Origin of the sequence: Curtobacterium sp. L3-7 (genome assembly GCF_048756585.1) — a bacterium.
Lineage (GTDB): Bacteria > Actinomycetota > Actinomycetes > Actinomycetales > Microbacteriaceae > Curtobacterium.
This window is the reverse complement of sequence record NZ_CP151474.1, coordinates 21,361-41,657: the sequence shown is the minus strand read 5'-3', so window position 1 is coordinate 41,657 and position 20,297 is coordinate 21,361. Positions and strand designations below refer to the sequence as shown.

The following is a 20,297-nucleotide window of genomic DNA, read 5'->3' as shown; positions in this document are numbered from 1 at the left end:
ACCGCGGACGCCACCACCGACCCGAACGACGACGACCTCGACCGCTCGCTCCGACCCGAGCTCCAGATGACGAGCCCGCACGCGATCAGCCTCGGCGACCCGCGGCTCACGGCGACGAACGCGGCCGAGCCGGTCTGGGACGCCTGGCGCTCGCAGCTCGCCGGCGTCGGCGGCACCAGCCCGCTCGTGCACTTCGCTGACCACCCGCGTGCGCGCATCGAGCTCTCCACGACGCACCCCGGCGGACTCGCGCAGTTCATCACCGGCAAGACCACCCTGCTCTCCAGCCTGATCCGCGACGAGGTCGCCCTCCGTGCGGCGCGCATCGCTGCCGGACACGTCGAGGCGAAGGGCACCGAGCTCGCCACCGTGCGCGGCATCGACGCCGTGAACCTCGGCATCGGCATGGCCGACTGGAAGCACGGCGACGAGCAGTACCGCGGCCCGGTGCTCCTCCGTCCGCTCGCGATCCGTCGTCACGGCCGTGACTTCGAGGTCCGCCTGCTCGGGGAGCCCGTCCTCAACCCGGCCCTCGCCGATGCGCTCCGTGAGCAGTTCGGCGTCACCCTCGACGCGCAGGCGTTCGTCGCGCTCGCCCAGCAGGACGGCTCGTTCACCCCGAACCCGGTGATCGACCGCCTCCGCGGGCTGACCGCGCACATCCCCGGCTTCTCCGTGCACGCCCGGCTCGTCGTGTCGACCTTCGCCGAGGTCGCCACCGGCCTGGTCGAGGACACGAAGGACCTCTCGCACCCGGTGCTCGACGCCCTCGCCGGCAACCCCAGCGCCAAGTGGCAGGTCGAGCAGTCCTACCGTCCGGTCGAGCAGACCCCGTCGGACGAGCGCAGCCCCGACACCGACACGCTCCTGCTCGACGCCGACGACGAGCAGGAGAACGTGATCGCGCAGATCACGGCCGGCAACTCGATCGTCGTGAAGACCCTCCCGGGTACCGGCGGGACGCAGACCATCGTGAACGCGCTCGGTGGCCTCGTCGCCGCGAACAAGCGCGTCCTCGTCGTGAGCCCCCGACGCGCGACCCTGCGTGGGATCGCCGCGCGCTTCGCCGAGGTGCAGCTCCCCGGTGTCGCCGTGACGCCGTCGACGCTCCGCCGCGACGTCGTCCGGGCCATCGCGCGCAACGAGAAGGCGACCCGTCCGAGCCTCCGCGAGGTCGACGACGCCCTGGTCCGCCTCCGCAAGGTCCTGAAGGACTACCGCGGCGCCCTGTCCCGCACCGACCGCGACTTCGGCGTCAGCGTCCTCGACTGCCTGGTCGAGCTCTCGCGCCTGTCGCTCCTGCCCGTCCCGCCGTCGACGACGGCACGGCTCTCGAAGCAGTCCGTCGCCGCCATGGTCCAGGGGCGCTCCCGCGTCGCCGAGACGATGGTCAGCGCCGCGAACCTCGGGGAGTTCCGCTACGGCCCCGACGACTCGCCCTGGTACGGCGCGAAGTTCTCGTCGAGCGACGGTGCCCAGCGCGCGCACAAGATCGCGAAGGACCTGCACGACGGCGCCCTGCCGACGCTGCTCCAGCGGGCGCACGAGCTCATCGCGTCCACCCGGATGCGGCAGTTCACCACGGTGAACGAGCTCGGCATCTACCTGCGCCTGCTCACCGAGATCCGCGACACCCTCGACCGCTTCCTACCGGTGGTGTTCGACCGCTCGGTCTCGGAGCTCGTGGCCGCCACCGCCCCTCGCGGCGAGGGCGCCCCGATGTCGAGCACGAACCGCCGTCGCCTGAAGAAGCTGGCGCGCGAGTACGTCCGACCGGGTGTGCACGTGTCCGACCTGCACGAGGCACTCACCCGCGTCCAGCAGCAGCGTGTGCTCTGGCAGCGCTACGTCGCCGCCGGCGTGAACCCCGAGGTCCCCACCGGCATCGCGGACGTGCAGGTGCTGTTCTCCAACGTGGTCGAGGACCTCGCGCGCCTCGACGAGCCGCTCGGTCGCACCAGCCGCGACGAGCAGCTCGCGAACATGCCCGTCGAGGACCTCGTGCCGTACATCGGCACGCTGGCGGCGGACTCCGACGTCCTGCACAACCTGCAGGAGCGCACCGAGCTCATGCAGACGCTCCGTGACCTGCAGCTCGAGCCGCTCATCACCGACCTCGCGAACCGGCACGTCCCGGACACCCAGGTGCCCGCGGAGCTCGAACTCGCCTGGTGGCAGTCCGCGCTCGAGACGATGCTCGAGTCCGACCGGGCACTGCTCGGCGCGAACACCGACATGCTCGACCGGGTCGAGGCCGACTTCCGACTCGTCGACGACGCGCACGCCGCCGGTGTCTCGCAGGGGCTCGCGTGGCAGCTCGCCGAGAACTGGAAGGTCGGCCTCGTCGACTGGCCGGAAGAGGCGGCGGCGCTGAAGTCCCAGCTCAAGGCGGGCGCGATCACCTCGCGACTCCTGCAGGACTCCGCGCCGCACCTGTCCCGCTCGATCGCGCCGGTGTGGCTGGCGTCCCCGTACGAGGTCCCGCAGATCGCCGACACGATGCCGTTCGATACGGTGATCCTCGTCGACGCCGGTGCCGTCACCATCGCGGAGACCGTCGACGCCGTCCGCCGTGCCCGCCAGACCGTCGTGTTCGGCGACCCGGTGACGCAGACGCCGTCCCCGTTCCGGATCGCCGTCGACCCGACGCACCGCGCACTGCAGGTCGACGAGGATACCCTCGACGCCCTGCACGCCGACTCCGCACTCGCGAAGCTCTCGACCCTGCTGCCGACCCTGTCCTTGACGACGTCGTACCGGGCCGGCGGCGAGGACCTCGCCGAGCTCGTGAACCGTCGCTTCTACGGCGGCCGGATCGAGTCGCTGCCGTGGGCCGGCTCCTTCCTCGGCCACGGCTCGATCGCACTCGACTACGTGAGCGACGGCAAGGCCGTTCCCGACCCCGAGTCCGGCGCGGTGGAGAGCGTCGACGCCGAGGTGGACCGCGTGGTCCGGCTCGTCATCGACCACGCCAGGACGCGTCCCACCGAGTCGCTCATGGTGATCACGGCATCGGCGAAGCACGCCGTGCGTGTCGAGCAGGCGGTGCTCACCGCGGCGCAGGGGCACAAGGACCTCACCGAGTTCGTCATCGGCGACCGCGCGGAGCCGTTCATCGTGGCCACGCTCGAGCAGTCGGTGGCGCAGAGCCGCGACCGCGTCGTGTTCTCGATCGGCTACGGCCGCACCCCGCACGGCCGGGTCCTGCGCGACTTCGGTCCGCTCGGCAAGCCGGGTGGCGAGCGGCTGCTCGCGGTCGCGATGACCCGTGCGCGTCGCTCGATGGTCATCGTCACGTGCTTCCAGCCGTCCGACATCGAGGCGGAGCGCATGGGCCACGGCACCGTCGCACTGGCCGAGATCCTCGCCGAGGTCCGCGCCCGCACCACTGCCGAGTACGTCCCCGACGACTCCGACCCGCTGCTCGTCGACCTGGCGCGCCGGCTCGAGATGCGCGGCATCCCCGTCGCGCTCGGGCACCGCGGCAAGCTCGGCCTGGTGGCCGCGCACGGCGGCGTCTGCGTCACGATCGAGACCGACGCGACGCTCCAGCAGGGTTCGCTCCGCGAGTCGCTGCGGCTCCGTCCCGAGGTCCTCCGTCGACTCGGCTGGCACTACGTGCGCGTGCACGCCTTCCAGCTGTTCTCCGACCCGGACCGGGTCGCGAACACGGTCGCGGCCGTCCTCGGTGTCGACCGTGGGGCAACGCAGGAGATCAGCATCCCCCCGGTACCGGCCCGTCGATGAGTCGGAGGGCCTCCCGGGCCGCCGGTCCGGTCACGCCCGGCACGGACCACCTGGTGGGCACGTGGTCGCGAGCCGACGACGCGGCCGCACCCGAGCCTCCCGTCGGTCCGAACCCGGCCCCGGAGCGGGCGGGAGGCTCGGTGCGGCGCAGCAGGCGCGTCACCACCCAGCCGGTGCCGGGTTCCGACCCGTCCCCGGCCCCGGAGCCGCCCCGGCACGACCGCGGCGAGAACGACGCCCGGCTGCTCGGCGACCGCCCTCCCCACTGGGGGTAGGTACGCTGGAGGCCCCGGCCCCCGACGAGAGCAGCTGATGACCGACCCCGCAGTGCGCGAGCGCCCCGACTGGCAGACCTGGCCGAACCTCATCACGCTGGTCCGGTTCCTGCTCATCCCGGTGTTCGTCATCCTGGTCGTGCAGGGGCACCCCGGCTGGGCGCTGGTCTCGCTCGTCGTCCTCGGCGTCTCGGACTGGGCGGACGGCTTCATCGCGCGGAAGTTCGACCAGGGCTCCAAGCTCGGCACCGCGCTCGACCCCGTGGCCGACCGGCTCGCGATCATCGCCGTCGTGCTCTCCCTGGTGCTCGTCGGGCTGCTGCCGTGGATCGTCGTCGTGATCATCGTCGTGGTCGACGCCCTGCTCGCCGTGCTGTCGAGCGTGTGGTTCAAGGGGGACCCCGACCTCAAGGTGTCGTGGACCGGGAAGATCCGCTCCGCCTTGCTCTTCGTCGGGCTGCCCGTGCTGTTGTTCTCGGAGACGTCGTGGGCGTCGGAGCACTCCTGGATCCGGATCACGGCCCTCGTCTTCGTGTGGCTCGGCACCGCGGGGCACGTCCTCGCGGGTGCGCAGTACTTCGCCGCGATGCTCGCGAAGCGTCGCCGCGTCCCCGCCGCGTAGCGCCCGCCGCCTCTGCGTCGCGCCGGGCCCCGCCCGAACGTCCACCTCTGCGTAGCGCCCCCGTACGAGCATCGCGCCCCGTCGTGACGGGGCGCGATGTTCGTGCGCGGGTGCGATCGAGAACGGCTCGCTAGAGCTTCGTCGTGCTCGGGAGCCCCGGGCCCTCGGGGGCGTCGTTCGGTGCGACGTGCGCGCCACCGTCGAGCGAGCGGCCCTGCTGTGAGCGCAGGAGGTCGCGGATCTCGACGAGGACCTCGACATCGGTCGGCGGGACGTCCTGCGGCGTCTGCTCCTCGTCCTTCTGGAGCTTGGCGAACGTGCGCTTGATCAGGTGGTTCACCGGCAGGATCAGCGCGAAGTAGACCACCGCGGCGATGATGATGAAGTTGATCGCCGCGCCGATGACCGCGCCGAACTTCAGGGAGGCGTCCCCTCCGGAGACGGTCGGGATGTGCACGATCAGCGTCTTGTCGAGCATCGACGCGTTGAACACGGCGCCGATGAGCGGGTTGATCACGTTCGTGACGATCGAGGTCACGATGGCCGTGAACGCGGCACCGATGACCACAGCGACGGCCAGGTCGATCACGTTTCCGCGGAGCAGGAACTCCTTGAAGCCCTTCACGGGTCTCCTTCCGGGTCGAGGACGGCCGCCGGGCGGCGACCAGTCAAACCTAGCGAGGAGGCGCGACGGGCGTCAGGACGCGGCGGGCTTCGAGGGTGCAGCGGATGCAGCGGGTGCAGCGGCCGGCGCGGGCTTCGCGGACTCGGACTTCGCGGGCGTGCTGCTGGACGAGCCCTCGGACTTCGGTGCCGGGCGGGAGTCGGTCCGGTAGAAGCCGCCGCCGTTGAACGTCACGCCGACCGGCGAGAACACCTTCCGCAGGACACCGCCGCACGTGGGGCACTCGGTGAGCGTGGCGTCGGAGAACGACTGCTTGATGTCGAACGCGGTGTCGCACTCGGTGCAGCGGTACGAGTAGGTGGGCACGTCAGCTCCGGAACGTGATGATGCGCGACGGCGTGATGATGCCGTCCACGGGTTCGTCGTGGGGTTCGCGCGGGACCTCGTCGAGGTACTCCGCGTCGAAGATCACAGCATAGACGGGCGGACGCTTCGCCATGGAACCGAGGGTCTTGTCGTAGTAGCCGCGCCCCCAGCCCATCCGGACGCCGTCGTGTCCGACCGCGGCGGCCGGGGTGAGGATCGCGTCGACGTCGTTGATCGCGAGCGGGGACAGCACCTCGCCGACGACCTCGGGCATGCCGGAGATCCCCTCGGTCTCGCTCGACCCGTCGCCGACCGCCCAGTCGAGCAACCCGTCCTCGCGGGTGATGGGCAGCAGTACGCGGATGTCGCGCTCGAACGCCCAGTTCAGGAAGGGTCGGACGTTCGGCTCGTCCGAGGCCGAGAGGTAGAGGGCGATCGACTCGACCTGACGCTCCTCGGCGAACCGTTGCAGGGTCTCGGTGAGCGCCGCCGTGTCCTCGTCGCGTTCGGTCGTGGTCCTGGTGCGTCGGCGCTGGCGGAGCTCGGCCCGCAGCGCACGCTTCTCGTTGCCGAGATCGGGGATCATGCGAGGGAGTCTAACGATGGCGTCGATGCGGCTTTCCGACTGATCGTGTCCTCATCCCGTGTCCTCTCTTCGTTTACGTCCCCGTAATGGGGGCATCCGATACGGTCATTGGCATGGGCTTCCAGATTTCCAAGGCGGTGATCCCAGCGGCAGGGCTGGGCACCCGCTTCCTCCCCGCGACCAAGGCGATGCCGAAGGAGATGCTCCCCGTCGTCGACAAGCCAGCCATCCAGTACGTGGTGGAAGAGGCCGTCGGCGCAGGACTCACCGACGTGCTGATGATCACCGGGCGCAACAAGAACGCACTCGAGAACCACTTCGACCACGTGTCGGAGCTCGAGGAGACCCTCAAGAAGAAGGGTGACCACGAGAAGCTGCAGAAGGTGAACCAGTCCACGGACCTCGCCGACATGCACTACGTCCGACAGGGCGACCCGCTCGGTCTCGGCCACGCGGTGCTCCGCGCCAAGATGCACGTCGGCCGCGAGCCGTTCGCCGTGCTCCTCGGTGACGACATCATCGACGCCCGCGACCCGCTGCTCCAGCGCATGATCGAGGTCCAGGGCGAGAAGAACGCGACCGTCGTGGCCCTCCTCGAGGTCCCCGAGTCGCAGACCCACCTCTACGGCATCGCCACGGTCGAGGAGACCGACACCGACGACGTCGTGAAGATCACCGGCCTCGTCGAGAAGCCGGCGCAGGGCGAGGCGCCCTCGAACCTGGCCATCATCGGCCGCTACGTCATCCGTCCCGAGGTCTTCGACGTCCTCGAGAAGCAGGAGCCGGGCAAGGGCGGCGAGATCCAGCTGACCGACGCGCTCATGAAGATGGCGAGTGCGGAGGAGTGGACCGGCGGCGTGTACGGCGTTGTGTTCCGTGGACGCCGGTACGACACGGGTGACAAACTCGACTACATCAAGGCGATCGTGCAGCTCGCCTCGGACCGCGATGACCTCGGCCCCGACCTCAAGTCGTGGCTGAAGGAGTTCAACGCGGGCGAATGAGTCGACCCATCCCGCACGGGTCCGGTACCGCCGGACCCGTGCGGGACACCCCGCTCCGGAGCCTCCCCGGGGCACCGGAGGAACCTGAGCGATGACGACGATCCCGACCCTGTCCCACGGGCGGGTCACCATCCGCCCCCTCCGGCTCCGTGACACCCGTGACCTCGACGCAGCGCTCGCGACGAACCGCTCCTGGCTCCGCACCTGGGAGGCGACGAACCCGTCCGGCCACGTGTCCACCGACGTCCGCGGCTCGATCCGCGCGCTCCAGGCCAACGCCCGTGCTGGACTCGGACTGCCGTTCGCGATGGAGCTCGACGGTCGCTTCGTCGGCCAGCTCAACGTCTCCGGCGTGACGTACGGATCGCTCGCCAGCGCCTCCATCGGCTACTGGGTCGTCGAGAACGCCGCCGGCCACAACGTCACACCGATCGCCGTGGCACTCGCCGCCGACCACTGCTTCCGCACCGTCGGCATCCACCGCATCGAGATCTGCATCCGGCCCGAGAACGCGCCGTCGCTCCGGGTCGTCGAGAAGCTCGGGTTCCGGTACGAGGGACTCCGCCGGCGGTACATCCACATCAACGGGGACTGGCGCGACCACTTCTGCTTCGCGCTCGTCGCGGAAGAGGTGCGCGAGGGCATCCTCGAGCGCTGGGTCCGCGGACAGGTGCCCCCGGGGGTCGGCAGCGTGCCCCTCGCCGCGCGCGACGAGGCCGCCATGCCGATCATCACCAGCCCGCGCGCCTGAACCAGCCCGCGCCCCCAAAACCCCCAGCGCGCCCGAATCTCCCGACGACACGCGCAACACACGCCACGCAATCACGAGTGCGAAGTATCCCCGCCCCTAGCCTCTCCCCATGGGAATCGGGTCATGGGGCGGCGGCATCGTCCTGCTGGTCGCCGCGGTGCTGTGGCTCGTCTACCTCATGCCCTCGTGGGCAGCCCGTCGCCAGTACCTCGCCACCGAGCGGAACGCGATCCGGCTGCAGCAGACCCTCCGGATCCTCGCGCAGACGGCCGAGCTCCCGGACGAGGTCCGCATCGAGATGAACGCGAAGTCCCTCGCCGAGGCGCAGAAGGTCGCGAAGTCCGAAGAGGCGAAGCGTTCGGCGATCGTCCGCGCGCACGAAGCCGCACGGCAGCGTGAGATCACCCGACGACTCGCGGAGCAGGCTCCGGCGCTCGAGCGGGCCTCGGCGGTCCCCGCGCTGACCGCGATGCGCATGCGTCGTTCGCGGCTCGGCGCGACCGGCCTCGGCGTGCTCGGCCTCGTCGTCGCGCTCGTGGTGCTCGTCGCAGCGCCCGGCGCGTGGCTCGTCGCCGTCGCCGGGATCGTCGCCGCGGGTGGGTCCGCAGCCGTCCTCGCCCAGCTGCACCAGGTCGCCCAGGCGCGCAAGGCGCGGGCCGCAGCGGCTCCTGCCAGCGCGACCCGTGCCTCCCGTCCGACGACGGCCTGGACCGACCCTGCGCCGCCGCTCACGAGCCACCAGCCGACCGAGGCCCCGGCGACGGAGCGGACCTGGACGCCCGGCCGTGTGCCGAAGCCGCTCTACGTGGAGCGGCCGGCCGCTCCCGTGGCGTCCCCGGAGTCGTCGGCGGAGCTCGCTGCGCGGCTCAAGGAGCGCGTCGCCGAAGCCAAGGCCGAAGCGGACGCCGAGGCCGCGGCGATCCGGGCCGGGGACGCCGATCCGTCGCTCGCGACGGTGTCGCGGATGCGCCCGGACGTGGAGGAAGCGGTCGCCTCGTTGTCGGCGCACGACCAGGGTCGGCTCGCCGAGCGGCTCGGGCTGCGGGCCGCGTCGACGGCGCCGGAGCCGGAGCGGTCAGCGCCTGCCCCGCAGGCCGCGCCGGAACAGCCCAGCAAGTGGGCCGGTATGGGTGTCATCGGCGACGACGCCTACCAGCAGGCCGACCTCGACGCGATCATGCGTCGCCGCCGCGCGGTCTGAGATCGCGGCACGCCCGGCCGGCTCCGATCGATTTCGGTGCGGGCCTGGCGGGTGCTAGTGTGGTCGAGCACTTGGGGCTATGGCGCAGTTGGTAGCGCGTCTCGTTCGCAATGAGAAGGTCAGGGGTTCGAATCCCCTTAGCTCCACCAAGGCACCGCACGACAGCAAGGAACTGCACGACAGCTGCCCCGGACTACACGGTCCGGGGCTGCTGTCGTTTCGGCGGGTCAGCCGCCGTACTGTGCGGTCGACACGACCGAGGACCCGGACTCCTGGCACGCGGTGTTGAGCGAGCGCATCGCGAGGTCCCACTCCGGGGAATCGTCGAGTGCGGGTCCGGACGCCGGGGCCGGGTGGTCCTCGAGGTAGCGCTGCGTGTACGCGATGGCGTTCGACAGGCGCGTGTCCGTGCTCGAGAGGTGCTCGTAGCCGAACCGTGCGGCTGCGAGCAGGGCCTCGAGCTCGGCTTGGGTCAGGTCGCCCTGCTGGAGCCCGACCCGTGCGTTGAGCGTCACCGTCGAGAGTGCGCTCAGCTGGCCGCAGACGGCCGGGGCGCTCTGGTCCTCGTCCATGACGACGGGGTCCGGGTCGGCGGCGGCGGTCGGCGTCGCGGGCGTGGACGTGGGCGACGGCGTCCGGTCGGCAGCGGCGGTGTCGGCGGACGAGCACCCGGTGAGGGCGAGCGCTGCGCTCGCCAGCAGCGCTGCACCGAGGACGGACGGGCGGACGGATCGGAGGTTCCCCATGTGCCGATCCTGACGGATCGCCGGCGGGCGGCGGCACGTGGTTGCGCAATCGAGATCGGCTCGATACTGGATCGTGACGGACGGGAGGCCCGTGGCGACACCGCCACGAGCCTCCCGTCCGTCACCCGGTCACGTCGGGGACGTGACTCAGCTCGGGATGCTGGCCGTCAGCGCGCCCGTGGCGGCGAGCCGTCCGTGGATCGCGTTCGCTGCCTGCTCGAACGCCCGGTTGCCGCGCGAGACACCGATCGCGCCGCCCTTCAGCGCCGACTTTCCCGAGCCGCGCAGCAGGCGCGCGACGGTCTGCCCGTCCTGCGTCACCATGATCTGCACCGCGAGCGTCGTGTGGAACGTGCGGTCGTTCGCGAGTCCGCCGATCAGCAGCGTCAGCCCGAGCTTGCCGCGGCTGGCGCGGAGCGACCCCTGCTCACCGTCCTCGACGGTGTAGCCCTCGGACGCCAACGCCTCGCGCACCGTGGCGCGGACCTGGTCGGGGGAGGCGGACGCGAAGAAGTCGTGGCTCTCGGGCATGGCATCAGTCTGGCGTGGATGGTGCCGGGGCGGAACCATCGTTGCGGGGCCGAGCGGCCGGTGCCACGATGACCGTGCGCGCCGCGACGCCCGCCGCGGGCGGACGAAGGAGTCCATCATGACCTCGCGACTGAACCCGTACCTCGGCTTCCGCGACACCGCCAGGGCCGCGATGGAGTTCTACCACTCGGTGTTCGGCGGTGAGCTGACGCTCAGCACGTTCGGGGAGATGCACGCCTCCGAGGACCCGGCCGAGGCGGACAAGATCATGCACGGCCAGCTCGAGACGCCGAACGGGTACCTGATCATGGGCGCCGACACCCCGAACAGCATGGAGTACACGGCGGGCAGCAGCATCTCGGTGTCCCTGTCCGGCGACGACGCCGAGGACATGCGCCGTTTCTTCGCCGGGCTCTCCGAGGGCGGCACCGTGATCGAACCGTTGACCAAGGCGCCGTGGGGTGACGAGTTCGGGATGCTCACCGACCGGTTCGGGGTGAGCTGGCTGGTGAACATCACCGGTCGCTGAACTCCGCCGGTTCCCGGACGGGATCACGTAGCCTGGTCCCGTCATGGCTTCCTCGTTCACGCGCCGCTCGCTCCTGTCCCTCGCCGGTGTCGCCGGAGTCGGGTTCGCCGTCGCCGCGTGCTCGAAGTCGTCCGACGGCGGGTCACGGCCCTCGTCGTCCCCGTCGGCGTCCGGCGCTCCGGCCGCCACTCCCGCCGCGACCGCTCTCGAGCCTGCGCAGGTCCCCCTCGCCGGTGGTGTGACGGTGACCGTGACCGGCACCGGTCTCGCTGCGGTCCGCGGTGTCACCGTGGGCGGCATCGTCGCCCGCGACGTGCAGGCCACCGCGACGAAGGTGACCTTCACGGCGCCGCACCAGGCGATGTACACGGCCGGATCCGCGGACGTCGCGCTGTTCGACTCGGAGCTGACGCCCGTCGCGTCGGCGAACCAGAGCTCCGACGGCAACGGCAGTGCCGCGAACGACGGCCAGTCCGGAGCCACGCAGGACTCGTCGACCGCGACGCCCACGCCGACCGCGTCGCCGGCGCCGGATGCATCGAAGGCGCTCGCCACCACGTCGCTCGCCTATGCCGCGCTGACCGCGGTGGACCGGCAGCTCGAGTACGCGATGCGGTACTGGAAGGACTACAACCTCGCCGAGTACGGCACCATGAACCCGATCGGTGGCGACTGCGCGAACTACGTCAGTCAGACGCTGATCGCCCGTGGCTGGGAGCAGCGCGACGACTGGTACAGCCGCTCCGGAGGCGCTGCGCACTCCGCGACGTGGACGTACTGCCCGGCGATGGACCCGTGGATGTCGACGAACGCGGCGACGTTCGGGCTCACGCGTCGGACCCTCGACGAGCGCGACAAGGTCAAGGTCGGGGACATCGTGTTCTTCGACTGGAACCACAACGACTCCCCGGACCACACGACGATCGTGTCCGAGGTCTTCACGGAGCCGGACGGCACGATCCGCATCAAGTCGGCGAGCCACAACCAGGACGGCCCGTACCGCGACCTCGACGAGATGATCACGGTGCAGCACCCCGGTGGCACGGCCTGGTTCCACACGTTCGACGCCTGACGCCCCGCGGGCGGGTGGCCCGCGGATGGGCGGTCTGCACAACCGAAGTCATTTCGCGCCACGAGATGCCGTGGTGCCGCGTGCTTTCGGTTGTGTGCATGCGATCCGCACCACGGCCCGCCGCCGGCCCTACGGGTACCCGAGGAACCAGAGCAGCACGATCGCGACCGGCTGCAGGCACACGCCGACGACCAGCCACGTCAGCGCCCGCCGCCGCGTCCGGACGAACACGTCCGACCCGAGCAGCGGTGCCATCGGCATGAGCAGCCGCGGCAGGCTCTGCTGGGGGAGGAACACCGCGACGAGGTAGAGCGCGTACGAGGCCGTGAACCCGAGCACCTCCGGCCCGAGCGCGCGAACGTCGCGTCGCCGGAAGAACCAGACCATTCCCACGAGGACGAGCACGACGAGCACGATGCCGATCGGCCCGAGCCACCGCCCCGCCATCACGAACCACGGGGTCAGCGGCGCGAAGTGCTGGCGGCCCACGAACCCGACCCACCATGACAACTCGGTGTCGAGGTACGCGCTCGGCCGACCGGTGACCGCGCTCGCGATCACCGGCCACGCCAGTCCCGCGACCGCGACGACGAGCCCCGCGACGACGATCGCGATCCGGTCCCGCCACGGGAACGGTTCACGCCGACGGACCAACCCCACCCAGCGGACGACGAGGTGCACGGCGAGCGCGACGGCGAGGGCCAGGACGCCGGGCTTCGTGAACGCGGCGACCGTCCCGAGCACCGCGACCAGCCAGTAGCGCCGGTGCACGAGGGCGAGCAGCCCGCCGAAGAGCAGCACCAGGAACGTGGTCTCGGCGTACGCCACCTGCAACAGGAACCCGGTGGGTGCGAACGCGAACAGTGCCGTCGCCCACCGCGCCCGGTGCGCGCCCCCGACGGCGAGGACGAGACGGTGGAGCAGCACGCACGCTCCGGCGCCGGCGACCGTCGCGACGAGCATGCCCACGACCCAGAACGACCCATCGGTCACGGACATGACGACACGCACCAGTGCAGGGAACACCGGCAGGAACGCCCACGGATTGGGGAGTACGTGCCCGTCGCCGTCCGTCGGCAACGTCGACGGGTACCCGTGCTCCGCGATGGTCCGGTAGAACGACGCGTCCCACGATCCGGAGAACGTGAAGAACGACGGGTCCTTGCGGTACGAGGCGAAGTCCCACCCGCTCGCCGTCGCGACGACGAACATCGTCGCGAGCAGCAGCGTGCTCAGGATCCGAGACCCCGCCCAGATCACGAGCGGCGCGGTCCACGCGCCGCGCGGCCCGGACAGCAGGGACCGCAGCACCGGCCGGGAGGCTCGGCTCGCTTCCGCCACGTTGGTCACGGAGGCGATCCTCCCAGACCCGACACCGCGGCCGGGACCGCAGACCGGTGACTGTGGAGAACTCGGCTAGCGCCCCGTCACCGCTCGCCGGATCTGCTCGATCGGCACCTTCGGGGTGCGGTCGGCGCTCAGGAGCCCGTTCGTCTCCTGCATCGTGTCGGTCAGCTGCGTGTAGCAGGAGCCGGCGAGGAACGAGCTCGCGCGGATCGCGTCGTACAGCGCGGTGATGCGGACGATCCAGTCGTCGCCGTCCGAGGCCGAGGTGTAGCCCCACCCGTCCTCGCGCTGGGCACCCGGCTGGTAGTTCACGCCGCCGAACTCGGTCAGCATCACCGGCTGACCGTGGTCCTCGGCGCCGCCGACGAGCACCCAGCGGTCCGCAGGGCCCATCCCGTGGAACAGCTCCGTGCGTGCTGTGTCGTCCGCGTACCGACGCGCGAGGCTCTCGCCGTTCCCGTCGTAGTCGTGGATGGTGATGATGTCGGAGTTGGTGTGCTCCCAGCCGTCGTTCGAGATGACCGGACGTGTCGGGTCGAGTGCCCGTGTGACGTCGGCGAGCGACCTGGCGTAGGCCTGCTGCGCCGGGTCGGTGGTGATGTGCTGGACGCCCCAGCTCTCGTTGGCCGGCACCCAGGTCACGATCGACGGGTGCGACGCGTCGCGTTCGACGGCGTCCATCCACTCCCGCATCAGTCGCTGCACGGCGCGCGGCGAGAACGCGTACGCACCGGGTGCCTCGCCCCACACGAGCAGACCGAGGCGGTCCGCCCAGAACAGGAATCGCGGGTCCTCGACCTTCTGGTGGTTGCGCGCGGCGTTGAAGCCGAGTTCCTTGATCAGCTCGACCTCGCGCCGGAGGGCCGCCCGCGACGGGGCGGCGATGTGCGAGTCCGGCCAGTAGCCCTGGTTCAGGACGCTGCGGACGTCGTAGCTCCGGCCGTTGAGCACGAACACGCCGCCGTCGACGCCGACCGTCCGCAGGCCGAAGTAGCTCGCCACCGTGTCCACCGTGGAGCCGGCGCGATCGAGCAGCGTCACCGTGGCGTCGACCAGCCGTGGTGTCTCCGGCGTCCAGTGCAGCTCGTCCTCGGCCTGCCCGTTCGACTGCCGCGCGATCGGTACGACCACGTCGAACTCGTCCACGGTGTCACCGAGCGTCGCCTCGATCGTCGCGAGGTGCTCGTCCCGCTCGTCCCACCACGCCTCGACGCGGATGCGGTCGCCGCCGGCCCGGACGCCGGCGACCCGGACGGTCAGACGGACGGTCTCGTGGTCGACGTTCGTCCAGCGCAGGGACTCGATCGACGCGGTCGGCACGGCTTCGAGCCAGACGGTCTGCCAGATCCCGGTGGTCCGGCGGTACCAGATGGCGTGCGGGTCCTCGTGCCAGTCCTGCTTGCCACGGGGCTGGGTGAGGTCGTGCGGGTCGTCCTCGGCACGGACGACCAGGGTGTGCGCGGCGTCGGCGTCCCCGGTGAGGGCATCCGTCACGTCGAAGCCGAACGGCGTGTGGCCGCCCTCGTGGGACCCGATGAACGCGCCGTCGATCCAGACCGAGGCGCGGTAGTCGACGGCACCGAAGTGCAGCAGGAGTCGCGGGCTGCTCGTGCCGTACCCGGCGGCCTCGAGATCGGACCGGGTGATCGTTCGGGAGTACCAGACCACCGGGTGGAAGCCCGGCTCGTCGATGCCGGACGCGACGGACTCCGGCGGGAACGGGACGACGATGTCCCTGGCGTCCGGGAAACCGGCACGCCACGCGGCGTCGTCGCCGTCGTTCCGGAACGACCACGTCCCGTCGAGGTCGGCCCACTGTTCGCGGAGCATCTGCGGGCGGGGGTACGTGCCGTCCTGCCGTGTGGCGAGCGGGAGGACGGGCGCTGGAGTGCTGTTGGGTGCGGCGACGGTGCCGTCGAGCGTGCTCATGCGTCCATGGTGGACCAGTCCTACATCGTTGTAAACCGGCGTGCACCGATTGCCGGGACCATTCGGGGACGGCTCAGCCGATCGCTGCGTCCCGCGTCAGCACCATGACGTCCATCCGACCCTGCTGCACGACCTCGCCGTGCTGGTTCCGCAGCGTGACCGTGCGATCGACGATCCCCGTCTTGCCGGAGCTGGTGAGCCGGGTGGCGAGGATCTCGACCTCGCAGGTGACGGTGTCCCCGATGAACACCGGGGCCGTGAACCGCCACTGGTCGATGCCGAGCAGCGCGACGGCCGATCCCTCGAAGACACCCGTGCGGGCGATCAGGCCGAGGCAGAGCGACGCGCCGAGCATGCCGTGCACCACACGCTGGCCGTACCGCGTCCGAGCGGCGAACTCGACGTCGGTGTGCACCTGGTTGTTGTCGTTCGTCCACGAGGCGAACGACATGACGTCCGTCTCGGTGATCGTGCGACCAGGGGTGGTGAAGGTCTGTCCGGCGGCGAGGTCCTCGAGGTAGTGCGGCACCAGCTCATCTTCGCAGAGCCCGTGCCCGCGGCCGGTCAGAGTCCCGCGAGGAGCCGGCGCCCCTCCGTGATCCGCTGCTCGACCACCGCGCGCTCGGACGTCGCCAGCGCCCCGTACCCGAACGTGTCCTCGCCGTCGGCCGCGGCATCGACGGCAGCCTGTCGGTACGCATCCGCGGCGTGTGCGGCGTCGAGCGCGTCGCCCAGGGTGTCCTGGACCCGTCGGAGTCGTCCGAGTCGCCGCTTCCCGACGTCCGCGAGCCCGCCGGCTGCCTGCAGGGCGTACCGCAACCGACGCGCGGCCTTCCGGATCTCGTGCAGGGACACGAGGTCGCCCGTGCTCCGGTCGAGGGTCTTCGCCAGCCGCGCGCGTTCCCGTTCGATCCGTGCGGTCACGAACGCCGATGCGTCATCGCGGGCGTGCCCACCCGTCGGCGCGGAGTCCACCAACCGGTCGACGGCGTCGAGGGCGTCGAACCACGCCGCCGTCCGGAGGGTCTGCCGGAGTTCCGCTGCGGACGTCGCCCGGGTGTCGTCGAACCGCGAACCGAGTCGATCGAGCGTCCGGGCGTCGACGTAGCCCGCCGGGGTCCGCGCCGCGGATCGGAGCAGCCGGTCACGCAGGACCTCGGCGTCGCGAGCCGTCCCCGCCGTTCGACCGATCTGCGCGAGAGCGGCACGGAGGGGTTCGGTGGCGTCGCGGTCGAGGGCGCCGCGGAACGCCGCGAGCACACTGCGGGTCCGGCGCAGGACCTTGCGGAACGCGTGCACCGCATCGCGCTCGTCGGCACGCACCAGGGGGTCGACGGCGACGAGATCGGCCCGCAACCCGACGAGGGTCTCCCGGACGAAGGCCGCTGCGGTCCCGGAACGCGGCAGGTGCGCCCGTGCGGTTGCCGGACGGCGGACCGGTGCCAGGCGCGGCACCGGCCCGCGGTCGGACCGGCCGGGATCGTCCGCCGCGTCCGTCAGCGCTCGCTCGACCGCGCGTGCGATCGAGCCGGGATGCCCGTCGTCGGTGAGCGCCCACCACCGGCCACTCGTCACCAGCGTGGTGTCCGAATCGCCTTCGTCGATGCGGACGTCGGCGACCTCGACGCGGACCTTCCTGTCCTTGCCGCGGACCACCACCAGGGTCGTCGTGGTGTCCCGGACCCGGACGGGTCGGACGGTGCGACCGCGGAGGAACACCTCCACCACGTCGCGCGGCACCACCGGACCGTCGTCCGACGGCGCGGTCGCACGGTCGAGGTCGTCCGGGACGGGAGTCGGACCGTCGCCGCGGTCGATGCTCCACGTGGGCGATCCGTCCTCGGCGTGCAGGAACTCGACGCCCTCGAACGCGAGCACCCGGTCGTCGGTGTCCCAGAGGGTCTCGCGCACGGTGATCGGGGGAGCCCGGTGCACCGCGTCCGAGTACGGGTCGATCGCCGGCAGTCGTCGGTCGTCCGGGATGCGCCAGGTGTGCCGCGGCTCGGCGAGCACGTCGGTGGCGGGGTCAGGGGCGGGTGGCGAGGTCTCCATGCACGCCAGTGTCGTCCGCGGACCGGCATCGGTGCGCCGGCATCCGCATCATGTGGACACCTCTGTCAGAGTCGCGCGTTGTGGAGGACCTGGGACGGCGCCCCGAGCGCTCGCGTAGCCTCCTGACGCATGAGCGACGTCGCACAGTGGATGGCCCGCCAACGTTGGTACGCCGCGAAGGGCGGGACGCCGAACCTCCGGACGATCGCCCGGACCGACGACACCACCGACGGGGCGCGGATCACGACCCGGTTCGTGATCGACGACGCCCGGACCGGGGCCGTGCTGTACCAGGTGCCCACGACGGCGCACGCGCACGCGGTGGCCGGTCTGGAGCACGCGCGCATCGACACGGAAGGCGCCGGAGACGCCGACGTGCCAGGCGCAGCCCCCGACGCGACCACGACCTACGACGGCCCCCACGACCCCGCCTACGCCCGCTGGCTCCTCGCGCAGATCGACGCCGGCGCCGAGTCCCTCACCCCGGTCGGCCCCGTCCGCAGCGCCCGGGTCCTCCGCGGCGAGCAGTCGAACACCTCGATCATCTGCGAGACCGAGCACAACGGCACCGTCATCGTGAAGGTCTTCCGGGTGCTGCACCACGGCGACAACCCCGACGTCACGACCCAGCAGGCACTCTCGGCCGCGGGCTCGTCACGCGTCCCGAAGGTCTTCGGCGCCCTCCGCGGCGAGTGGCCGGACGTCGGACGCGCCGACGGTGTGGCGAGTGGCCACCTGGCCTTCGCGCAGGAGTTCCTCCCCGGCCTCGACGACGCCTGGCGGGTGGCGCTCGACGACGCCCGCCGAGGCGACTCCTTCGCGGCAGGAGCTGACCGGCTCGGCGCGGCGCTCGCCGACGTGCACGTGACCCTCGCCAGCGTGATGCCGACCGAGCCCGCGACCCCTGACCGCATCCGGACCGCGATCGACACCATGCACGCCCGGCTCGAGGCCGCCGCCGCCGAGGCGCCGGAGATCGCCGAACACGCCGACGCCGTCCGAGCGGTCTACGCGAGGGCCGCCGACGTCGCGTGGCCGCCGCTCCAGCGGATCCACGGGGACCTGCACCTCGGGCAGGTGCTGTCCGCGCCGGAGCCGCGTGGATGGGTGTTCCTCGACTTCGAGGGCGAGCCGCTCCGACCGCTCCACGAGCGTTCGCTGCCGGACGTGCCACTCCGTGACGTCGCCGGCATGCTGCGCTCGTTCGACTACGTCGCCGGAGCCCTCGCGCACGACGACGACCCGGTCGACGCCGGGGCGTGGGCGCACGAGGCCCGCGCAGCGTTCCTCGACGGCTACGAACGGGGCATCGGCGTCGACCTCCGCGCACACCGCGAGGTCCTCGACGCCTTCGAGATCGACAAGGCCGTCTACGAGGTGGTCTACGAGGCGCGGAACCGCCCGACCTGGGTCGGCATCCCGGTGACGGCCGTGACGCGCCTGGCCGCGCGCTCCGCGCACTGACCAGGACCACACGACGGACGGGAGGCTCGTGGCGACGCCGCCACGGGCCTCCCGACCGTCACGTCGTCAGTTGACGGGACCCGTGTACTTCTCGCCGGGACCGGCGCCCGGCGCGTCCGGGATGGCCGATGCCTCGCGGAAGGCGAGCTGCACCGAGCGGAGCCCGTCGCGCAGCGGGCGGGCGTGGTGGTCGCCGATCTCGGTGGCGGCCGCGGTGACCAGGCCGGCCAGGGCGGTGATGAGCTTGCGCGCCTCGTCGAGGTCGGTCTGCTCCTGCGGGTCGTCCGCCAGTCCGACCTTCACGGCGGCGGCGCTCAGCAGGTGCACGGCCACCGTGTTGATCAACTCGACGGCCGGTACCTCCGAGATGTCCCGGGCGGCGTCGTCGGCGTCGTCGACGGGGATGTTGGGCGGGGTGTCGGTCACGGTGCTCCTCTGTTAGACTCTTCGCGGCAGATGCTGTCCGTGTGCCCGGAACGATTCGCGAGAACCAGACCGGACCGGCGGACAACATCACGAAGAGGAGTCACTCCCACCCGCGGCCACGAATCACCAGGCTACCGGGTCACCACCGCTCCGCCGAGCGCCAGCGTTCGGCAGTCCGGCACGACTGGCAGCGTCCAGTGGTGCAGGAGTCGGGCGGCTGCCGAACGGGTCCCGATCCGTGCGTCAGATCTCCTCTCGTGCCGTCGTCCAGGCAAACGCCCCGGACGGCCATCACTGATTGAAGGAGCTCCGCATTCCCGATCCCCGTACCAACGACCGAATCCGCGTCCCCGAGGTCCGTCTTGTCGGACCCCAGGGCGAGCAGGTCGGCGTTGTCCCCATCGCCGTCGCACTGCGCCTCGCGCAGGAAGCCGAGCTGGATCTGGTCGAGGTCGCGCCGAACTCGAAGCCGCCCGTGGCCAAGATCATGGACTACGGCAAGTTCAAGTACGAGGCCGCTCAGAAGGCCAAGGAAGCCCGTCGCAACCAGGTGAACACGGACCTGAAAGAGGTCCGTTTCCGCCTGAAGATCGACGTGCACGACTACGAGACGAAGCGCAAGCGCGCCGAGGGCTTCCTCCTCGGTGGCGACAAGGTGAAGGCGATGATCCTCTTCCGTGGTCGCGAGCAGTCGCGTCCGGAACAGGGTGTCCGACTCCTGCAGAAGTTCGCCGAGGAGATCGCCGAGTTCGGCGTCGTCGAATCGCGTCCGACGCAGGACGGCCGGAACATGACGATGATCATCGCTCCGCTCAAGAACAAGTCCGACGTCAAGGGCGAGCAGAACGCCAAGCGCGCGGCCGAGAAGGCCGAGCGTCGTGCGTCGGAGCACGCCTCGAAGGCGAAGCCGGACGACGCGGCACCTGCCGAGTCGAAGGAAACGGCACCCGCCGAGACCCCGGCCGAATAGGTCAGGGCCCACGCGGGCCCTCCAGACCCACCCGCAATGGCGCGGCCCCCCATC

At 71.2% G+C, this 20,297-nt stretch carries 19 protein-coding genes and 1 tRNA gene; 10 read left to right on the top strand and 10 right to left on the bottom strand.

All coding sequences use genetic code 11. The annotated features are described in order from the left end of the window. Nucleotides 1-66 precede the first annotated feature (66 nt). Both AAEP80_RS00185 and AAEP80_RS00180 read left to right on the top strand, forming a co-directional pair. Nucleotides 67-3,747: an AAA family ATPase gene (locus AAEP80_RS00185; protein WP_420366828.1), complete on the top strand. Its 3,681-nt coding sequence runs from the start codon at nucleotides 67-69 to the stop codon at nucleotides 3,745-3,747. Nucleotides 3,748-4,059: 312 nt separating this feature from the next. Further along, the gene (locus tag AAEP80_RS00180) at nucleotides 4,060-4,644 is read left to right on the top strand and encodes a CDP-alcohol phosphatidyltransferase family protein (protein ID WP_402727066.1); all 585 of its coding nucleotides are present in this window, start codon (nucleotides 4,060-4,062) and stop codon (nucleotides 4,642-4,644) included. Nucleotides 4,645-4,774: 130 nt separating this feature from the next. Here AAEP80_RS00180 and mscL read toward each other — a convergent pair whose 3' ends face one another. From mscL to AAEP80_RS00165, 3 genes are all read right to left on the bottom strand, one after another. After that, the gene (mscL, locus tag AAEP80_RS00175; RefSeq protein WP_281265771.1) at nucleotides 4,775-5,269 is read right to left on the bottom strand and encodes a large conductance mechanosensitive channel protein MscL; all 495 of its coding nucleotides are present in this window, start codon (nucleotides 5,267-5,269) and stop codon (nucleotides 4,775-4,777) included. A 72-nt stretch (nucleotides 5,270-5,341) separates the two neighbouring features. Continuing rightward, nucleotides 5,342-5,635 carry an FmdB family zinc ribbon protein gene (locus AAEP80_RS00170; protein WP_413600969.1) on the bottom strand — a complete coding sequence of 98 codons (294 nt, stop codon included), beginning with the start codon at nucleotides 5,633-5,635 and terminating at the stop codon, nucleotides 5,342-5,344. A gap of 1 nt (nucleotide 5,636) precedes the next feature. Next, nucleotides 5,637-6,221: a 5-formyltetrahydrofolate cyclo-ligase gene (locus AAEP80_RS00165; RefSeq protein ID WP_413600970.1), complete on the bottom strand. Its 585-nt coding sequence runs from the start codon at nucleotides 6,219-6,221 to the stop codon at nucleotides 5,637-5,639. Nucleotides 6,222-6,334: 113 nt separating this feature from the next. Here AAEP80_RS00165 and galU point away from each other — a divergent pair, with 113 nt between their 5' ends. The 4 genes from galU (at nucleotide 6,335) to AAEP80_RS00145 (ending at nucleotide 9,326) form a co-directional block, all read left to right on the top strand. After that, on the top strand, nucleotides 6,335-7,225 hold the full coding sequence (gene galU, locus AAEP80_RS00160) for a UTP--glucose-1-phosphate uridylyltransferase GalU (RefSeq protein WP_281265768.1): 891 nt from the start codon (nucleotides 6,335-6,337) through the stop codon (nucleotides 7,223-7,225). A 91-nt stretch (nucleotides 7,226-7,316) separates the two neighbouring features. Then, the gene (locus tag AAEP80_RS00155) at nucleotides 7,317-7,976 is read left to right on the top strand and encodes a GNAT family N-acetyltransferase (RefSeq protein WP_413600971.1); all 660 of its coding nucleotides are present in this window, start codon (nucleotides 7,317-7,319) and stop codon (nucleotides 7,974-7,976) included. 109 nt (nucleotides 7,977-8,085) lie between these two features. Beyond that, nucleotides 8,086-9,177 (top strand): hypothetical protein, encoded by a 1,092-nt coding sequence (locus AAEP80_RS00150; protein WP_420365512.1) that lies wholly within the window; start codon nucleotides 8,086-8,088, stop codon nucleotides 9,175-9,177. 73 nt (nucleotides 9,178-9,250) lie between these two features. Then, nucleotides 9,251-9,326, top strand: a tRNA-Ala gene (locus AAEP80_RS00145). A gap of 78 nt (nucleotides 9,327-9,404) precedes the next feature. Here the strand turns inward: AAEP80_RS00145 and AAEP80_RS00140 are convergent. Further along, nucleotides 9,405-9,923 (bottom strand): hypothetical protein, encoded by a 519-nt coding sequence (locus tag AAEP80_RS00140; protein WP_420365511.1) that lies wholly within the window; start codon nucleotides 9,921-9,923, stop codon nucleotides 9,405-9,407. A 147-nt stretch (nucleotides 9,924-10,070) separates the two neighbouring features. Continuing rightward, nucleotides 10,071-10,454 carry a hypothetical protein gene (locus AAEP80_RS00135; protein WP_420365510.1) on the bottom strand — a complete coding sequence of 128 codons (384 nt, stop codon included), beginning with the start codon at nucleotides 10,452-10,454 and terminating at the stop codon, nucleotides 10,071-10,073. Nucleotides 10,455-10,572: 118 nt separating this feature from the next. On the opposite strand from AAEP80_RS00135, the gene AAEP80_RS00130 reads away from it, so the two are divergent. After that, complete coding sequence (locus tag AAEP80_RS00130; protein WP_420365509.1) at nucleotides 10,573-10,983, top strand: VOC family protein; 411 nt, start codon at nucleotides 10,573-10,575, stop codon at nucleotides 10,981-10,983. Between the two features lie 43 nt (nucleotides 10,984-11,026). Further along, on the top strand, nucleotides 11,027-12,055 hold the full coding sequence (locus AAEP80_RS00125) for an amidase domain-containing protein (RefSeq protein ID WP_420365508.1): 1,029 nt from the start codon (nucleotides 11,027-11,029) through the stop codon (nucleotides 12,053-12,055). A gap of 129 nt (nucleotides 12,056-12,184) precedes the next feature. On the opposite strand, the gene AAEP80_RS00120 is transcribed toward AAEP80_RS00125, so the two are convergent. The 4 genes from AAEP80_RS00120 to AAEP80_RS00105 all read right to left on the bottom strand — a co-directional run bounded on the left by AAEP80_RS00120 (nucleotide 12,185) and on the right by AAEP80_RS00105 (nucleotide 17,383). Further along, nucleotides 12,185-13,405: a hypothetical protein gene (locus AAEP80_RS00120; RefSeq protein WP_420365507.1), complete on the bottom strand. Its 1,221-nt coding sequence runs from the start codon at nucleotides 13,403-13,405 to the stop codon at nucleotides 12,185-12,187. A gap of 66 nt (nucleotides 13,406-13,471) precedes the next feature. Then, a complete protein-coding gene (locus AAEP80_RS00115; RefSeq protein ID WP_420365506.1) occupies nucleotides 13,472-15,331 on the bottom strand; it encodes a glycoside hydrolase family 2 protein in 1,860 nt (619 codons plus the stop codon). A 73-nt stretch (nucleotides 15,332-15,404) separates the two neighbouring features. Next, the gene (locus AAEP80_RS00110) at nucleotides 15,405-15,860 is read right to left on the bottom strand and encodes a MaoC/PaaZ C-terminal domain-containing protein (protein ID WP_413600979.1); all 456 of its coding nucleotides are present in this window, start codon (nucleotides 15,858-15,860) and stop codon (nucleotides 15,405-15,407) included. Nucleotides 15,861-15,895: 35 nt separating this feature from the next. Further along, nucleotides 15,896-17,383, bottom strand: a complete 1,488-nt coding sequence (locus AAEP80_RS00105; RefSeq protein WP_420365505.1) for a CHAD domain-containing protein — start codon at nucleotides 17,381-17,383, stop codon at nucleotides 15,896-15,898. Nucleotides 17,384-17,512: 129 nt separating this feature from the next. On the opposite strand from AAEP80_RS00105, the gene AAEP80_RS00100 reads away from it, so the two are divergent. Then, nucleotides 17,513-18,847, top strand: a complete 1,335-nt coding sequence (locus AAEP80_RS00100; protein ID WP_420365504.1) for a maltokinase N-terminal cap-like domain-containing protein — start codon at nucleotides 17,513-17,515, stop codon at nucleotides 18,845-18,847. Between the two features lie 66 nt (nucleotides 18,848-18,913). On the opposite strand, the gene AAEP80_RS00095 is transcribed toward AAEP80_RS00100, so the two are convergent. Continuing rightward, nucleotides 18,914-19,273, bottom strand: coding sequence for a DUF1844 domain-containing protein (locus tag AAEP80_RS00095; RefSeq protein ID WP_281265756.1), 360 nt, complete (start codon nucleotides 19,271-19,273; stop codon nucleotides 18,914-18,916). A 298-nt stretch (nucleotides 19,274-19,571) separates the two neighbouring features. Between AAEP80_RS00095 and infC the strand changes: the two genes are divergently transcribed. Continuing rightward, complete coding sequence (infC, locus tag AAEP80_RS00090; protein ID WP_402727052.1) at nucleotides 19,572-20,243, top strand: translation initiation factor IF-3; 672 nt, start codon at nucleotides 19,572-19,574, stop codon at nucleotides 20,241-20,243. The last annotated feature ends 54 nt before the right edge of the window (nucleotides 20,244-20,297 follow it).

Bases quoted from the DNA above. Each gene is read 5' to 3' on its own strand.
- AAEP80_RS00185 (WP_420366828.1), top strand. From the start codon at position 67: ATGACGAGCCCGCACGCGATCAGCCTCGGCGACCCGCGGCTCACGGCG.
- AAEP80_RS00180 (WP_402727066.1), top strand. From the start codon at position 4,060: ATGACCGACCCCGCAGTGCGCGAGCGCCCCGACTGGCAGACCTGGCCG.
- AAEP80_RS00165 (WP_413600970.1), bottom strand. From the start codon at position 6,221: ATGATCCCCGATCTCGGCAACGAGAAGCGTGCGCTGCGGGCCGAGCTC.
- galU (WP_281265768.1), top strand. From the start codon at position 6,335: ATGGGCTTCCAGATTTCCAAGGCGGTGATCCCAGCGGCAGGGCTGGGC.
- AAEP80_RS00155 (WP_413600971.1), top strand. From the start codon at position 7,317: ATGACGACGATCCCGACCCTGTCCCACGGGCGGGTCACCATCCGCCCC.
- AAEP80_RS00150 (WP_420365512.1), top strand. From the start codon at position 8,086: ATGGGAATCGGGTCATGGGGCGGCGGCATCGTCCTGCTGGTCGCCGCG.
- AAEP80_RS00140 (WP_420365511.1), bottom strand. From the start codon at position 9,923: ATGGGGAACCTCCGATCCGTCCGCCCGTCCGTCCTCGGTGCAGCGCTG.
- AAEP80_RS00135 (WP_420365510.1), bottom strand. From the start codon at position 10,454: ATGCCCGAGAGCCACGACTTCTTCGCGTCCGCCTCCCCCGACCAGGTC.
- AAEP80_RS00130 (WP_420365509.1), top strand. From the start codon at position 10,573: ATGACCTCGCGACTGAACCCGTACCTCGGCTTCCGCGACACCGCCAGG.
- AAEP80_RS00125 (WP_420365508.1), top strand. From the start codon at position 11,027: ATGGCTTCCTCGTTCACGCGCCGCTCGCTCCTGTCCCTCGCCGGTGTC.
- AAEP80_RS00115 (WP_420365506.1), bottom strand. From the start codon at position 15,331: ATGAGCACGCTCGACGGCACCGTCGCCGCACCCAACAGCACTCCAGCG.
- AAEP80_RS00105 (WP_420365505.1), bottom strand. From the start codon at position 17,383: ATGGAGACCTCGCCACCCGCCCCTGACCCCGCCACCGACGTGCTCGCC.
- AAEP80_RS00100 (WP_420365504.1), top strand. From the start codon at position 17,513: ATGAGCGACGTCGCACAGTGGATGGCCCGCCAACGTTGGTACGCCGCG.